The sequence below is a fragment of the uncultured Bacteroides sp. genome, assembly GCF_902491285.1.
Classification (GTDB): Bacteria; Bacteroidota; Bacteroidia; order Bacteroidales; family Bacteroidaceae; genus Bacteroides.
In genome coordinates this window covers 1-16419 of sequence record NZ_CABUHK010000061.1, presented here as the reverse complement: position 1 = coordinate 16419, position 16419 = coordinate 1, and the positions used below count along the sequence as shown (strand labels likewise).

The following is a 16419-nucleotide window of genomic DNA, read 5'->3' as shown; positions in this document are numbered from 1 at the left end:
ATTCTTTTATTCGTATTCAAACTCTCTCGTCAATTGAGATAAGATTTCTTATCCCACCACAATCTCGTTCCCCCATTGTCAGGACCTCCTAACATACCTATCGCCAAATTGATATTCGAAAGATTTTCAGTATATTCTGTAGGCGGATACCACAAACGACGGATCATATGCTCGGAACTGATGCTACCACCACTTTTGTTTTCTATAACCGGCATAAGATGAGGATATCCTGTACGGCGGAGTTCACTCCATGACTCAACACCTAAAGGGAAATTAGCAATCCATTTTTGAGTGATGATACGTTCAAGATTACGTTCAAAATTATCCGCACCATCTTCCCAAGCAATAGTAATAGTACTTCTCGGACCTTCCCAATCAGTATAAGCAAATGTCGGATCATTGTACGCTTCCGGAGTGTCAGTCGAATTCTCTGCATAGGTTTCAGAGCCCGACAGACCATATTGTTCAAAAGAAAGGGCTATCGCCATATTATATAAATCTTTAGCTTCCCCACCCATATTCCAACCTCGCAAGGCACCTTCGGCACGTAAGAAAGTGATTTCTGCGGCATTCATCCATAAAAAAGGACTGGTACTGCTGATAATCGGTATGCTGTATGCATTTACCATCTCATCCTTGGTAGTCACATCAATGCCAATACGAATACCCGCGTATCCATCAACCTCTTGCGGTTGGAAGTTTTCATCATATACAGTCATTTTCACTGTAGTGAACATCTTTTCCCGACGCGGATCTTTATAACCATTCATATATGAGATAATATCAGCCCCCGCACGCTGGTCATTCCAGTCATTAAAAATCATAGCAACCCTATTTTCTTCCACTTTCAAGAAAGCGTTATCATTTATTTCCGTCATTACGCCTGCCGTTACAGCTTCTTCGGCTATTCGTTGTATTTCCGCCTGCATTTCCGGTACATAAGTCAAGCGCATGGCCATACGCAATTTGAGTGAATTAGTAAATTTGAGCCATTTGGAAAGATCGCCTTGATATACATCATCAAATTTACGAAAAGCTTCCGCACTCAAATTGAGATTATCCCTAAGGACATCACTCACTTCGTCCAATTCACTGAACATTTGCTTATATACCTCTTCCTGCGAATCATAAGGTACGGTAAGAGAAACCTTACCTGTTTTAGAAATGATTTTTGAATAAGGAATCGGACCGTACATATCTGTCACACGCTGCATGATGACTACACGAAACAGTTTTCCCAATGCCAACGCCACAGGATCATCCGTTTCGTCCAACAAGTCCCGATAAAACGGATAAGTACGGGTGACTAAATCTGAAAAAGGAGCTTCTTGCCAATCTATTGGTGGATTATACGTTTCAAACTTAGCCGTCCATTCTACAGTACAACCAATGTAACCGGCAAACGCACCTGCGCCAAGTGCTTCAACAAACTGATAGAGATGTTCTTCCGTAGGAATCACCAACCCTTGTAATCCTTTAAGACTGGCGCCTACGTTATAACTTTCACGCCCCAGCTCTTCTTTGTCAACCTGATAATCCTTCCGGTTGATTTTATCGAAATTATCCGTACAAGCGTAACCGACAATAAGCAATAGTGCTAGCGAAAACAATTTTATGATAGATGTTATATATTTCATAGTAACTACTTTTTATCTGTTAAAAGTTGATTTTCACATTCAAACCGACATTACGGGTACTCGGCAACATGAAAAAGTCGATCCCTTGATAATAGTTACCAGTCGTTGCAACGGCTTCCGGATCAAAAGGAGCTTTATTATAAATCATACAGAGATTGCGTCCCACAACAGACAACTGAATATCGCATACATCATGCAACCATTTACGTGGAAGCGTGTAACCGATAGCCGCCTCCTGCAATCGAATATTGGTAGCACTATAAGTATAATACTGTGGCAGACCACTTTGTGAACCGATAGCCGTGAACCATGTCTGTGCATCCACTCTATTACGTCCATTCACTAATACCCCACCATTATCACGGGCAACCGCCGAACTTTCAGACACCCCATATTGATCCATAGCCGCTGCAGTAGCCGAATAAACAATACCGCCTATACGCGCAGTAACTAAAGCACTTACATTAAACCCTTTCCATGAAAACTGATTGTTCCATGCCAAATTACATTTAGGGAAAACACTTCCTAATTTAATATCAGGTCGATTATTCACTGTTACTAATGTACCCGCAGGAGAAATTTCTACCATTCCATTGTCGTCCCGCTTCAAATCAGACTGTGTGTAAAGGTCACCCAGCGAACCTCCTGTTTTCAATATGAATCTGGCCTTTCCGAGTCCGCCTACATCCAGCCGATCTTTATTTATAGGCTCACCAGTCTCCGGATGTATATAGTCCTTTACCAATTCTATAATTTTGTTCTTGTTATGGCTTAATGTAAAATTACTTTGCCAGCGAAAATCTTTCTTCCATGTATGTCCGTAACCAAATGAAAGCTCTACTCCCTGGTTACGTACATATCCTGTTTGAAGGTAAATGGTAGTATATCCGGATGATACGGAAATTTTCGGATCGAACGTCTGATTAAACGTATTAGCCAAATACCATGACAAACTGAGATTAAAGTCCTTGAAAAGCCGCATATCCAAGCCAAATTCCCATGAATCGGTCCGTTCAGGTTTAAGGTCACCAATGGGATAATGTGTTTTCGGCTTCCACGTTTGAGTAGTTTCGTCATACTCAAAAGTAGGCGATGTCAAGTTACGAGGATAAGGCATACCCACCGAACTAAACGAACTGCGCACTTTCAGATAATCCACGAAAAAAGGTAGTTTCACCATTTCAGAGACGACAGCCGAAAGTCCAATTGACGGGTAAAAGAAAAAAGTAGAAGATGAGTTTGCCAACTGTGACGCCCAGTCATTACGGCCGGTCAGCGTAAGATAAAACATACTCTTCCACCCTACTTCAGCACTGGCAAATATAGACTGCGTCTGCTCTTCCCATTCATCCTGACGTGCTTTCTTCTGAGTATTGTCAAGATCAAACACATTAAAAACATTGGGAATACCATTGGCACGTATCGGTCCACGATAACTCAATTCGTCATACTTATTATCTACGATGCTCGCCCCGATATTGACCACAATAGAATAATCACCCAAACGTTTATTTATATTTGCCAACGCATCAGCATACACTTGTGTTTCGTCAGGTTTAGATATAGCATAAAATCCCTGCGCACTACCTTCAGTAAGAGTAGTATTGGAACTTGCATATAATTTTTGTTCATATTTGGTACTGGAATTATCAACCCGAACACGCCCTGAAATATTCAGCCAATCTGTAATATCATAACTTAAAGAGGCAGACAGCATATAACGCTTCTTGTCATTCGTCCGTAAATTGCGATAAGCGATCCAATAAGGATTCTGCATCCGCAAGTCTCCTTCCCCTTGAGGCCAAAACATGGTTTTAATCTTACGGGCCGGATCCCAACGTTCGAACACTTTTATCAAATTAAAGTCGTCGCCACGTGGAAACAAATAAACAGGAACTATCGGATTTGAGTAAGCACCTTGATTAGTCATATTGCGGTCATTCTGAATAATATAACTTGCACCTACATCAAGCTTCATCCTGTCATTCAGAAAGTTTGTAGTGTTACGGAAGGTGAAATTAAAACGGTTGTAACGGTTGTTCGGTACAATCCCTTCCGAATTAACCGCAGCAGCAGAAAAGAAGGTCTGATTCTTATCTGTTCCCGTTGATAATGTAACGGAATTGGTATAAGTTATCCCCGTATCAAAGAAATCACGTGGTTCATAGTTTCTACGAGATGCGTCATTTAATAAAGTCCCCCAACTCAACGTAGTAGAATTACCTGCTTTTCCCGAACTGCCTGTACCATAGCGATTTTGAAAATATGGAAGTACGAATGGCTTAGCGAATTCGGTATTACTAGACACAGAAACCTGCAATTTACCAACTTTGCCACGTTTCGTATTAATAACGATGGCTCCATTTGCCGCATTACTTCCATAAAGGGCGGCAGCTGCTGCTCCAGTTAGCACTGAGATACTTTCAATGTCATCCGGATTGATGTCGGCAATGCTTTCAGTCACTCCCTGTGAACCATTCTCCATACTACCGCCACCTCCGAAATTAAACATGGGAATACCGTCAATAACATACAGTGCATTACTGCTTTGTTCTATCGACTTTGTACCACGCATCACCACCTTGCTAGCTCCACCTACTCCTGAAGAACTACTGTTGATATTAACTCCTGCGACTTTGCCATTCAGGCTATTAATAAAGTTTACATCCTTGACATTTGTCAACTGGTCGGATTTTACCTGTTGTACATTGTAACTCAGAGCCTTTTGTTCCCTCTTGATACCCAAGGCAGTTACAACGACTTCATTTAGCGCCTCTACGTTAGCAGACATTTGTATATTGTATACATTCTTATCTGCTATTTTTACATAAGACGAAATATAGCCAATATAAGTAAAGCTTAATATACTACCTATAGAAGCTTTTATGACGTACTTACCCTCCAAATCAGTAACAGTTCCATCATCAGTCCCTTCTACCCGTATATTTACTCCTATCAGAGGTTCATTTTTCTCATCAACAACCCTGCCTGTTACCTGTTTAATAACCACAGCTCCTGTTTTGGGTTGAGGAATAATATTAATATAATTTCTTTTAATTCCATAAGTAAATCCTGTTCCTTTAAGGATAATCGAGAGGGCTTTTTCCAAATCAATATTTTTCAAATTGAGATTGATAGCCGGTTTATCAATTAATTGCGAATCGTTATATCCTACTGAAAGCTTTGATTGCTTCTCCACTTCTTTCAGTGCTTCAATAACAGTTATATTTTCTTTTTGAATAGTAATTTTCATACCACCTTGGGCAAAAGCTGTAGCTTGTATTACAACCATAAATAAAAACAACACAAATCTTATCCCTTTTGCCTTCTTATCATTTTTCAATGTATAACTGTGTAACATGAATTTTAAGTATTAGTTTGCTAACTTTTTTATTCGCAACACATGTCTATCTGTTTTAATTTTCGATTTCATATCCAATGCAGAAAGATTTCTGGCATAGATACTTTTTCACATATATCTTTATTATTAAGCAGTGCCTATCAACAAATGAAAGGCATCTGCAGTTTGTATATTCAGGTTAATTTATAAAAGACCGGAAGTGTCCTTCTCTGAAAGTCTATCACTTCCAGTCTTCAATTCATTCACATGGAGCGTCCTGATATCTTAATAATTCTTCGCATAGATAGTCGTCGTACGAGATACGGTCTTGCCTCCCCAAACTCTTGAAGCAAAGTTATTCATTAAGCTTGTTTGACCAGACTCGCGTAGATTGAACATCATAATGGCGCCATAGCCACTATAATTTGCAGCGCTACTTTGTATCACACCTGCACTTGGCCTACCATCCGTACAGTGTATTGACATCTTTGCCCATTTGCTATTCCCTAATCCGGCCGGAGTACTCCAATCCGCTCCGAAATCAGGCCACATGTAACTAATGGCGTTCATTGTAGTCGCATCAAAATTTGTATAACCACCAAAACTGAATACTGTAATCAGCTTATCAGGCAACAACTGACGCACTCTTTTTACAAGATTTCCAAAAATCGTAGTACTTGGTGAAGGCAAATTAGAAGGTGCCTTCCAATAGTCTGCATATTCATCGTCAAAATCCACACCATCTAAATTGTATTGCTTAACACAAGCGGCAATCTGTTGTGCAAAACGTTCAATCATGGCCGGTGTCAAGTTACAGAACCCCACTCCGGTGTGATCACCCAACAGCCCTAAAGAGACTCTGATACCTTTCTGTTGTAAAGGAGCGATAAGCGTACCGGCATTGGTCAATATATGAGACTGATTATTGTTATGATACAATTGAACAGTACTAGCCGTACCCCGAATATTAGAAGCAAACAGAATCACATTATCAATCACCTGCTCTTGCGGATCCGTACCTGTAAAATAGTACTCTCCTGCATTTAGAGGATTTACATCATTAGTTTCAATATAAGTAGTCAACTTCGGCATCTTGTCGCTGACGCCGCGAGTAGTTGGCGAAATACCTTGTTGTTGTGCCTCTCCCATGTAGTCATCACTACTGCAACTTATGATCAAAGTTCCTGCCACCATTGCTACAATGAGTAACAAGAAGTGTTTCAAATTTTTCATATAGTATTACTTTTTATATAGTTACTATTTCGCTTAGGTAATGCGTTCTAAAAGCTTAATAATTCCTCCTTTCTCCGTTTTAGTTATTCGACATACCTTCCACCGCTTTAACTTTCTAATATCAAAATTATTTCTGCATAATATAGCATTTATCATGTTCTATCTTAAAACATAAATCTCCTGCTACATCAACAATAACATCCATAACTTCAGACAAAGGTGGATTATCTTTAAACCTGAAACTATAACGATCATTCTTTAAGCTATGCTGATTATTAAAGAACTTACAATCGTACTTACGTTCCAATATCGTTATAATCTCCGTTATAGTCTTTCGATTAAATACCAACTCACCTTTTTGCCATGCTGTCACATCTTTCATATCAGGATAAGTCAGAGTATCTTGACGTCTCTTCCTATTATACACCAATTGTTCATTTGGCTTAAGCAACTTCTTTTTGCCCAAGTCGTCAAATTCCACAAGAACACTCCCTGTTATTAGAGTTGTAAAAACATTATTATCTTCAGTATATGCGGATACATTAAACTCGGTTCCCAAAGCTGTTATTTGAAAATCATTGGTTTTGACAATAAACGGTTTGTTTTTATTAGCTTTTACTTTAAAATTAGCTTCGCCAATTAGAAAAACACTGCGATACTTTCCTGTAAATTGTTCGGGATATAATAACATACTCCTCGAATTCATGCTTACCCGACTTCCGTCAGGCAAAAAAAATGTCTTCATCTGAGTGCCCGATATGCATTGCTGAGTTATTCCTGAATCGTCTTTCTCTGCCTTACAAAGCAGATATCCTAAAGATATAGATACTATTAATAATATAACAGCTACCGATTGCCACAATCGCATAAACAGTTTTTTATCGGACTTTTGTTGAGGTTGAACATGTGTAAGATTGTTATCTAACTTCCAACGTTCCAGTGATTTCTCCAGGTCGAATACTTTTCCTTTTTTTCTTGCTTCTAGATAAAGTTCCTGTAATGCTTCATCCTTTTCTTTTTCATATTCATTATCAACCAACCACCTGTAAAACATTTGATTTGTTTGTTCCGAATAATTATGTCGGGCAAAAAGGGATAATATTTTCTGAAAATAATTCTTCATGTTATCGTTATATTAGATTTTGGAATTTCATATATAACGATTGAAACATTCCGACTACTTAAAGAAAAGACAGGAAAAATAAAATTAAAATGATTCTCTTTAAAACTTGAAGCGACAAATATATCTGATGCTCTATTGTACGAACAGAAAGATGTAAGGATAATGCAATCTCCTGATTGCTCATATTATTGAAACGGCTCATCTCAAAAATCCTTCTGCGACGTTCAGGAAAGTTTTCAAGAGCCATTCTTATTATTAGTTGCATTTCTTTATAATAAAGCGAATTTAACGGATCTGATAAGCCTAACAAATCCTTAATTGTACTTTTCTTTATTTGTTCCTCCCGATAATCATTTTCCAGTCTTTTGTGCTTGATAAAATCAAATGCAACATTTTTTGCCATAGCGTATATATACCCTTCTTTTCCATCATCATTTTGCCACGTCTCAAAATTAGTCCATAATTTGGTAAATACATCTTGAGCCAAATCTTCCGCATCTGCTTCCGATTTAAGAAACATATTGATAAAAAACTTCACTGAAGAGAAATGAGCTCTAAATATCATTTCAAACTGTTCTACTAAACAATGGTCTTGATTCATATAAGGTTACACTTTTGTTTGTGTTACCTTACAAAGATAGAGTAACTTATCTAGAATTAAAAGCAATAATGGTTTTATTTTCAATAAAATATAACTGGAATATTTCTTTGTTATGCCATAGGTGGCTTTATCCCTTCTTTGATTATCTTTGCAAACATTCTATGACCTTTTTCAATACAATAAAATAAAGCCTAACATTCATATTTATCAAATAAAAATCAATCCAAACGTTCTCTAATTAAACTATTATGAAATAAATTAATACTAAAAACGTTTCTTATTTCGTAATAAACAATCACCTAAATAAGATTATAGCAAGAATGCCATATATGCAAAAGACAAGTTATGAATAACTGCCACAAATACTATCGCACAAATGGAAGAAAATACAGAGAAGAACAAATTAAGATACAAATAACATACATGACTAAACAATCAAACGAAAAGATACAGTCATTTAAACAATATACTTTAGCGAATACTTATGCTTTACACAGAATTTAACTAAGTAGAAAACTTTCACATATACAATCCTCGATACTAAAGCTAGAAGAAGTCGTTTTTTCAATTGCCACAATCAACTTATCAGACATTGATGAAGACCTATACATCTTGCCATTAAGTTGACGGAAGTATTTATCTACAAAATCTTCTAAAGTCATACTAATTGGAGTAACAGTATAGAAGCAATAATTTACATTGAAAAAATCAATCATCCGATCTCGGAACTGCTTCCGAGCCTTATTTTTAAAACTCGCTTTCATCAAGCTACTTCGTGAGGTATATGCATAGAGAACAAATAGAAAGTTTATATTGTATCTTTGAATAAGTAGTGTATCCCTATCAAATAATCTTCCTTCAAAATGGTATTGAAACTCAGTAGTATTCGATCCTTTCTCTTCATTGAGTCCATCTTTAAAAAAATCAAAATTTGGATCCACAAAAGCACAAATAAAAAAGTTCGGGGTTATATTATATCCCTCTGTTAATGGATCTCTATATCTAATCCCGATAGGCAAGTTATCTTTATTAAAAAGGTTGATATTATATTGAATAATGTTTCTAGCATATGTGTATTGCTTTTCTACCGAATGCTTCCCTATACTATTTCCCGGTTTATAGTATTTACTATCTCCCACGAAATATATTTTATCGTTCATTATTAAAGACTGGTAAAGATAGAGATGATCTACACGTTTGCCATCCAATTGGTCACTAAAATAGCGAGGAATATCGCTATTCTTATCTCCAATAAGATCATCAATCATATCTTCAAAAACAATATTGAAGCTTTTAATAAGCAGAACTTCCTCTTGTATTTTATTCGATTTTTTATTAGTCTCCGAATGCTCAAAGAATGTATATAATAATTTCCATAACGCCACGAATTTATCTGTGAAATATCTGTTTTTGATTACTTTAAGCTTACGAGTACCATTAACCAATAAACGTTCAAACTCACGTCCTTTGATTAAATCATAATTTTGATTTAAAACAATATTAAATCCAAATGTTATCCTTATGTAATTGAGCACAGAGTAAAATAATACAATCAACTCTTCATCAAAATCAACAGTTTTCTTCTTTGCAGCTACATTAGAATATATTGGCGTATTGTCACATAAATACGGTGTATACTTAGATACAGTCTTGTTCCAAGCAACTTTTCTCCCCATGTGATTAAGCTTTGACACATGCGTAAATAACTGTTGATTTTCTTTATGAAACTTGATTAAACTCAATATAATGTCAAGCTCTGTATTGTCTGAATCGCCAAAATTTGATATAATATTATTTATCTCCTCATTCTCTATAATTGAGGTTTCTTTTTGTCTTTTTCTAAACTGAATAATGGCTTGGTAGATCCATGTTGATATACTAAATAATAACTTGTCACTACCATCCTTTTTAAATTTTTCTTTTGTAATCGCGTTAGGAGATAAAATATCTTGAGGAGAATATTTACCAAAAGCCAATCCATTCTCATATATAAACACTTTGGGAAGTATTATAACAGGATCATTGATTTGTGAGTTATAATAATATCCTACATAGTCAACAATCGAATAGAACGGATTATTGGCTGGTGAAAAGAAACGACGATTTAGATAAGTTTCTAAAAACGAGGTTTCATATTTACTTCCCTCAAATATAATCTTCATTGAATATTTATTTAGCTTACACCACCGCGTTATTTATGTCCTCATTCTCCGTTGCAATCGTATTAATCGGACTAACTTTTAAGAACGCCATGAATTTCTTGATTATATCAATGGCATTTGACTCAAATAAATCTCCAAACGAGAAACCTTTACTATCATCTTCCGTTTGCTTAAATATAGAGTCTCCAGTTCCCGCTTCATCTTTATATATATCGAACCACAAATAGAACATAACTTTTGAACGGAATTGGTCAAAAGAAATAATATCATCAAGAGTTTTTACAAAGAATGTTCCCAACTGCTTATCCTCAGAATTGTTAATTTCCTTAATTCTTTGATTAACTACCTCTATAAACTCCCCCCAATTATATTGTACTCCACCAATATCAATTTTAATCTCCTTAGCCTTGTCATAGTCTATTGGAAGATATTGCCAATCCCAACGTCTCTTGAATGCACTATCCATTGGGAATAGAGATTGATCGGAAGTATTCATAGTTGCAATAATGTGAAGATTTGCAGGAAGAGCAATTTTCGCAAAAGAGAAATTCTCCTCCAGTCCTGTATCTTTAGACAGTTCCATTATCTTTTGGGGATAATCAGACACGCCTGAAAGTTCTTTTTTAAGATAGTCTTCAAAATCTTTATCCACATCAATTACGTAATCGGAATACCCTAAGGAGTTTCTATCCAATAGTTGAAATATATCCCCAAATATTTGAGCACAATTACCTCTGTTGATTTCTTCTATTACCAAATAGTATTCCTTACTTGTATCCTTCCAAGCATTAACATAAGCCTTAGCAAAAGCTTGTGGGACAAAGTTATATGTTATTGTTTTACCATCTTCATGCAATGTAGGTTTATATGTCCCAACAAATGACGAATAGTCAGTATCTGGATGAAAAGTAACAACAGTCTTACTTTTACCTTTTGTAATCTGCTTAACTTTATGAGATTTTCCGGTACCCGGAGCACCATAAAATATCTGTTGCAGACAATGATTTGTCGAATTACAAAACTCATTTTCTTCTTCCTTTGATATATATTCCAGTTGAGTTATTACAGTTCTTTTAGGAATAATATCAAGACTATTTGAAACTAATTGTTGGTAACTTTCGAACTCTTCATTCAATGGCATTTTAAGTTTAAATCCGCACGTTCTATCCTCCTCAACATATGGATGTAAGCCTTCCTTAACATATGATTTAAAAATCCGATAAGGACCAACCAGTTCATGAATATCATTACTTTCAACAGTATTATTTTCAACCAGCCCTTTGTATATGCCCTCTTGTTGGAATGAGATTTCACCTGCACTGGTTCGTATTTTAAATTGTGTCTCTTCTGAAAATATTGTCAAAATTTGCTTTAAACCCTCACTAACTGTATTGTCACTCGGGTCCTCATTATTTATCCATTTATTTGGTTCTTCGTCAAATTTGGTGGTAAGTTTTTCTCCGCTCATTTAGCTAATTCAGTCAGTGCCTATATTTTCTTATGAAAGTGAGTAAAAAGGGATAATTATTAACTTGGAAATAAAGAGATAAAGAATTTACCACCAAATTTGACGAAGAACCATTTATTTAACAATTCTTCTTTTTGCAATTCAGTATATGCCGACAAATATAAGTCAATTAACTTAATATTAGTTCCAAATTTTATGGCCTTATTAAATCTGTTACCACCTGTACGTTCGGACGAAGCTGGATGACCACCAACAAATGTAACTTTTCCAAGCCTAAGAAATAACTCTATTCCCACCTGAAGAGCCTCCATTTGCGACGTAAAAATAGGAACTCTATCTATACTATCATTACTAATTCTCGGAAATAAAGAATTTAACTTATTTCTTAATTCATTATTAAGCGTGATTTTTGTTTTCCCTTCATATATATATTCTTGAGTATATTCAATGATTGCTTTTTTATCACTGGCTAAATAAATTGCATACAACATTGCTACTATAGATCGCAAATCATTCAATGAAGATTTTATACCTTGCCTAAGATTTAATTCACCTCTTTCAATAAGAGATGCAGGAGTTATTTTCATAATTATTTAGTTTTATTCTCGTTATTCATAATTACTTTTGCAATCTCATACGCCAACATAGGAGGAACAGCATTTCCAACCTGCTTCATTTGACAAGTGCGAGAACCTTCAAATATAAATGTGTCTGGAAATGACTGGATTCTTGCAGCTTCTCTTACAGTTAAACACCTATTTAATATAGGATGAGTAAACCGTCCCGATGACGGAGTGTCAAATCGAGTTGTAATAGTCGGAGCTATTCCATCTTCTAATAATCGTGACCAAGTGCCACTATATATTGACTTAGTTCTATGTTCCTTGGGCAACACCTCTTTCCCCTTCCCCTTTGGTATAAGAGCCAGTCGTTCTAAAGCTTTTAAAGAATGATTCGTAGCAACATGATTATATAATTTCTTAGCACCGTTTCTCATTACTTGTTGAAAACTACTAAACGGTTTTTTATCATAATCAGCGACTTCTAATCCTGCGCCTGAATTAATGAACGGAAGGTCGTAAATAGCATCTTGTATAGTCGTTTTTAAACCATTGGGGACTGGTAATCCAATTTCCAAGTGCCCTAATTGCCCAATAAATATAGCTCTTCGTCTATCTTGAGGTACACCAAAATCAGATGCATTTAAAACTCCACAAACCACCTGATAACCTAAATATTCAAAAGCATTAATAATTTGATTTTTAAAGTATCCATTTGAGGTCGTTATAATATTTGGGACATTCTCCAATACGAAATACTTGGGCCTGAATTCCTTAACAAACCACACGAACTGTTGAAATAAAAAATTTCTAGGATCGTCTATACTCATGCGCTTTCCCTTTTGAGAATATCCTTGACATGGCGGTCCACCCATTACAACATCAATGAAAGGGTGTTTTTTTATAATTTCGTTAATATCAATATCACATATATCTTCAGCATACACAACTGTATTTTTATGATTAAATGCATATGCTTTAGCTATTTCTTTGTCATATTCCACAGCAAACTCTATCTCAAAACCTGCTTTAATAAACCCTTGAGACAGACCACCTACCCCTGCAAATAAGTCTGCAACTTTCATTTTTTAGCTTTTAATCTATCACTAGCAATGGAATAATAATTTTCATCTAACTCTATTCCATAAAATTGTCTATTTAAAACCTCACAACCTACTCCAGTTGTTCCACTACCCATGAATGGGTCTAACACTATATCACCTTCATTTGAAAGTAAATCAATGAAGTGACATATTAGTGTTAATGGTTTTTGTGTAGGATGTCTGCCATATTTTCGTTCGGAAATGTTAATAGTGGAAGATTCTACAAAATCATGAATAACTTTCCCTCTATTATTAAACACTCCTGTAGTAGCATCATTTATAAAATATAGCCAGCTTTCTGTTGAATTAACAAAATGTAAATTCATATTACGAGGCATTGGATTAGTTTTATGCCATATCCCCACTGTTTTATAATACAATTTATTTTTAACAGCCAAATTAATTATAGTTTCAACTTTAATTATAGACATAAATATAATCAAACTGCCACGTTTTTTTAATATTCGATGACATTCTTGAAGAAATAATTCCATCTGTATAGACCAACTTGCAAAATCAAGGTCATCCCAACCAGAAAAAGCAAAGTGATTATCTCTCATACCTTTAATATTAGTCCCTCTATTTTTCATAAAGAGCCCTAAATTGTATGGCGGATCAGTTATGATCAAATCAATACTCCTATCAGGCAATAGCTTCATTTTTTCAAGACAATCCCCAATTACTATCTTGGATAACGGGGTTATATTTACAAAATATTCTTTAGATATCTTATCTTTCTTATCAATCATAATGCATTTATTCTGTCAAGGGCCATCTTTAGTGATTCTTCTACAAGAACTTCATTCTTTACAACGTCACATTTTTCACCCATTAACCATATTATTAACAGTTTTTCTTGGCTAAAGTTACGCACCTCAGTTGCTTTGATAATATTCTCCCTTTTAGTTAAGTTTCATCATCTTAACAATATTATTAAACAACACCAAACAATGCAACCTCTATTAAAGCAAGTAACCCTTTCCTCTCTTAACTTTCTAATATATGGACCTATCATTCATCTATATATTTTTGTATGGTCAACTTTTGGCAAAGTTAATAAATCCCCACCATATATTAGTATAAAATCGACTTTAATTTCACAGCAATTATATAGTAAAGAATGACAAAATAAAAAAATGGAATAGTCTCGTTTTCTTCATCTGTTCAAAAGATTGATAGTCTAAAATCCTTTTTAATGTTCTCAGCCTTTTTGAAAGCTAGTCCACACTTCATAACATTTTCTACTAGCCATTCATTCTATCAACAAATTGTCATACCCAATTCATAAAGGGAAATAATATTAACTATTAGAAACAGTAACCAATCATAAATCCAATTCAACACAAATTATTTGTTCCATTTCTATGCAGGATACGATAGTTTATTCTATAAATATCCAGAAGCCTATACTAACACATTAATAACCAAAACTAACAATGATTTTTAGGGTTCACTAGTTTTCTGTCCAAAAGAGAATAATATTTGTCCTAACACTTCCCATTCCCAAAATAAAGCCCTACTTTTGCGAAGAATATTTTCCCGTATATTAACGTATTTACAACAGTATCTCACAAATAAAATAAACCCTACAAGATGAAAGAAGAATCCGACAGCCCGTCTGTCCCCTACAATTTCTCCCGGTGTTTCAATGACCAATGCCCACAAGCCTCGAAATGTTTGCGCTACATAGCTGCACAAAATGAAACAGCCGATTACCTTTATATCTCCATCGTTAATCCGGCACGTTATCCTGCGGATGGAAACCAATGCGAATGTTTCAAGACTGCTGTCAAAGTTCATGTGGCGTGGGGACTAAAACGGTTGCTCGACAGAATCCCTTATGAAGATGCAGTCAGTATCAGAATACAATTGGTAGGACACTATGGGAAAACAGGATATTATAGGTTTTATCGAGGAGAACGGGGGCTTATGCCTAAAGACCAAGCCTACATCAGACAACTATTCCGCAATAAAGGGATAAAAGAAGAACCAACTTACCAACGCTACACAGAAGAATATATTTGGTAAGTTGCTGTCATCTGTCACTGTTTAGGGGTTAATAGTTTAGTAATGAACCGATAAGACTGTGACAGCAAGAGGTGACGGCAGGGTGATGGCATTTTTGCCATCACCTGGTTATCAGTCTTACAACATGATAAAGTGTACCGCTACGCGTATGTTTGGAAGGTATTTCTTGCTTTTTCAGTATTCTTCCGAAGGAATTAACCCTTTTGACAGACATCGGGATTGAACTGCCTTTTTGAATATCTTCCATAATCTCGGCAGGAGATAGCCACTCCCCTTCTTCAGACTGCGCAGCACGGAAATAACGGAAGAAAAGTTGTTCTTCCGGCGGGACTTGTTCAAATTCACGGTTGTTTTCCATCATAATCTTTTCTTCCTCCTGGTCGAACCAATAACGTTCGCCATGCTCCAGTTCGTACATAGCTTGTGCATAAAGTTGCTCATAGTCTATCGGACGGTTGGTGTCAATCACTCCGGTCACCTCGATGCAAATAAAACGACGGCTGCCGGAAGGGTCGGTCAACAGGTCTTTTTGGTTGCTTGTGGCTATAAATGAAGCATAACGGCGCATTTCAAGAACGGCACTGCCATGAGGTTTCTTCACATTCAGTACAGGCTTTTGCAGAATATGTTTCAGGAAGCCTTGTTGTGTCGAACTCACCTGGTCAAATTCATCAATATTGATGAGAGCAAAACGATTGAGGTAAAGTTCGGCATCTTTCTTTCGGGAGAAATCAATACTGTCGGTATAGTAGGAACGTTCGGAAGGGGGCATTATGCTCCGGCAAAAAGTGGATTTGCGTGTTCCTTGCGGTCCGACAAGTAAGGGCGAAACACTGTTCGCATACTTTTTATTGCTTCCTCTCCAATGGGAAACCATATTGAGAAACCAACGATGGAATAAATCCATCCAATACGGATTCTTACAGGGAACGGTGGCTGCCAGTGCACGGATACGGTCTTTGCCGTCCCATACCGGAAGCCGGTAGAGAAAATCTTCCAACGGGTTGAATACAGGCACGCGGTTGGAATAGATATAACGGCTGATATCCCTGTCCCACAACGGAATGCCTTCCATCTGCGCATCCAGGGCAACGCTGTTCAGCGCACGCTTGTCGAGAGGATTGAAGCGGAAACGGAAAGAAAGCCTTTCACGATATTCTACCT

At 36.3% G+C, this 16419-nt stretch carries 12 protein-coding genes; 1 reads left to right on the top strand and 11 read right to left on the bottom strand.

The features are described from left to right. Positions 1-29 precede the first annotated feature (29 nt). From RDN93_RS15200 to RDN93_RS15155, 10 genes are all read right to left on the bottom strand, one after another. The gene (locus RDN93_RS15200; RefSeq protein ID WP_308746303.1) at positions 30-1637 is read right to left on the bottom strand and encodes a RagB/SusD family nutrient uptake outer membrane protein; all 1608 of its coding nucleotides are present in this window, start codon (positions 1635-1637) and stop codon (positions 30-32) included. Between the two features lie 19 nt (positions 1638-1656). Beyond that, positions 1657-4998, bottom strand: coding sequence for a TonB-dependent receptor (locus tag RDN93_RS15195; protein WP_308746302.1), 3342 nt, complete (start codon positions 4996-4998; stop codon positions 1657-1659). Positions 4999-5262: 264 nt separating this feature from the next. Continuing rightward, complete coding sequence (locus RDN93_RS15190; RefSeq protein WP_308746301.1) at positions 5263-6210, bottom strand: glycosyl hydrolase family 18 protein; 948 nt, start codon at positions 6208-6210, stop codon at positions 5263-5265. A gap of 127 nt (positions 6211-6337) precedes the next feature. Then, complete coding sequence (locus RDN93_RS15185; RefSeq protein ID WP_308746300.1) at positions 6338-7333, bottom strand: FecR domain-containing protein; 996 nt, start codon at positions 7331-7333, stop codon at positions 6338-6340. Positions 7334-7391: 58 nt separating this feature from the next. Further along, positions 7392-7934 (bottom strand): RNA polymerase sigma-70 factor, encoded by a 543-nt coding sequence (locus RDN93_RS15180; RefSeq protein ID WP_308746299.1) that lies wholly within the window; start codon positions 7932-7934, stop codon positions 7392-7394. Positions 7935-8434: 500 nt separating this feature from the next. After that, positions 8435-10096, bottom strand: a complete 1662-nt coding sequence (locus tag RDN93_RS15175; RefSeq protein WP_308746298.1) for a restriction endonuclease — start codon at positions 10094-10096, stop codon at positions 8435-8437. 16 nt (positions 10097-10112) lie between these two features. Beyond that, positions 10113-11564 carry an AAA family ATPase gene (locus RDN93_RS15170; RefSeq protein WP_308746297.1) on the bottom strand — a complete coding sequence of 484 codons (1452 nt, stop codon included), beginning with the start codon at positions 11562-11564 and terminating at the stop codon, positions 10113-10115. Positions 11565-11623: 59 nt separating this feature from the next. Next, positions 11624-12151: a hypothetical protein gene (locus tag RDN93_RS15165; RefSeq protein ID WP_308746296.1), complete on the bottom strand. Its 528-nt coding sequence runs from the start codon at positions 12149-12151 to the stop codon at positions 11624-11626. A gap of 2 nt (positions 12152-12153) precedes the next feature. Continuing rightward, a complete protein-coding gene (locus RDN93_RS15160) occupies positions 12154-13209 on the bottom strand; it encodes a DNA cytosine methyltransferase (protein ID WP_308746295.1) in 1056 nt (351 codons plus the stop codon). Then, a complete protein-coding gene (locus RDN93_RS15155; RefSeq protein WP_308746294.1) occupies positions 13206-13976 on the bottom strand; it encodes a site-specific DNA-methyltransferase in 771 nt (256 codons plus the stop codon). The genes RDN93_RS15160 and RDN93_RS15155 overlap by 4 nt, the downstream gene beginning before the upstream one ends. Positions 13977-14820: 844 nt before the next feature. On the opposite strand from RDN93_RS15155, the gene RDN93_RS15150 reads away from it, so the two are divergent. Then, on the top strand, positions 14821-15255 hold the full coding sequence (locus tag RDN93_RS15150) for a DUF6078 family protein (RefSeq protein ID WP_308746293.1): 435 nt from the start codon (positions 14821-14823) through the stop codon (positions 15253-15255). A 100-nt stretch (positions 15256-15355) separates the two neighbouring features. On the opposite strand, the gene RDN93_RS15145 is transcribed toward RDN93_RS15150, so the two are convergent. Then, on the bottom strand, positions 15356-16419 hold a 1064-nt coding region (locus tag RDN93_RS15145; RefSeq protein WP_308746292.1), incomplete at its 5' end, for a VapE domain-containing protein.

Excerpts from the sequence above, each read along its gene's own strand:
- RDN93_RS15150 (WP_308746293.1), top strand. The coding sequence starts at position 14,821 with ATGAAAGAAGAATCCGACAGCCCGTCTGTCCCCTACAATTTCTCCCGG.
- RDN93_RS15200 (WP_308746303.1), bottom strand. The coding sequence starts at position 1,637 with ATGAAATATATAACATCTATCATAAAATTGTTTTCGCTAGCACTATTG.
- RDN93_RS15160 (WP_308746295.1), bottom strand. The coding sequence starts at position 13,209 with ATGAAAGTTGCAGACTTATTTGCAGGGGTAGGTGGTCTGTCTCAAGGG.
- RDN93_RS15165 (WP_308746296.1), bottom strand. The coding sequence starts at position 12,151 with ATGAAAATAACTCCTGCATCTCTTATTGAAAGAGGTGAATTAAATCTT.
- RDN93_RS15155 (WP_308746294.1), bottom strand. The coding sequence starts at position 13,976 with ATGATTGATAAGAAAGATAAGATATCTAAAGAATATTTTGTAAATATA.
- RDN93_RS15180 (WP_308746299.1), bottom strand. The coding sequence starts at position 7,934 with ATGAATCAAGACCATTGTTTAGTAGAACAGTTTGAAATGATATTTAGA.
- RDN93_RS15190 (WP_308746301.1), bottom strand. The coding sequence starts at position 6,210 with ATGAAAAATTTGAAACACTTCTTGTTACTCATTGTAGCAATGGTGGCA.
- RDN93_RS15185 (WP_308746300.1), bottom strand. The coding sequence starts at position 7,333 with ATGAAGAATTATTTTCAGAAAATATTATCCCTTTTTGCCCGACATAAT.
- RDN93_RS15195 (WP_308746302.1), bottom strand. The coding sequence starts at position 4,998 with ATGTTACACAGTTATACATTGAAAAATGATAAGAAGGCAAAAGGGATA.
- RDN93_RS15175 (WP_308746298.1), bottom strand. The coding sequence starts at position 10,096 with ATGAAGATTATATTTGAGGGAAGTAAATATGAAACCTCGTTTTTAGAA.
- RDN93_RS15170 (WP_308746297.1), bottom strand. The coding sequence starts at position 11,564 with ATGAGCGGAGAAAAACTTACCACCAAATTTGACGAAGAACCAAATAAA.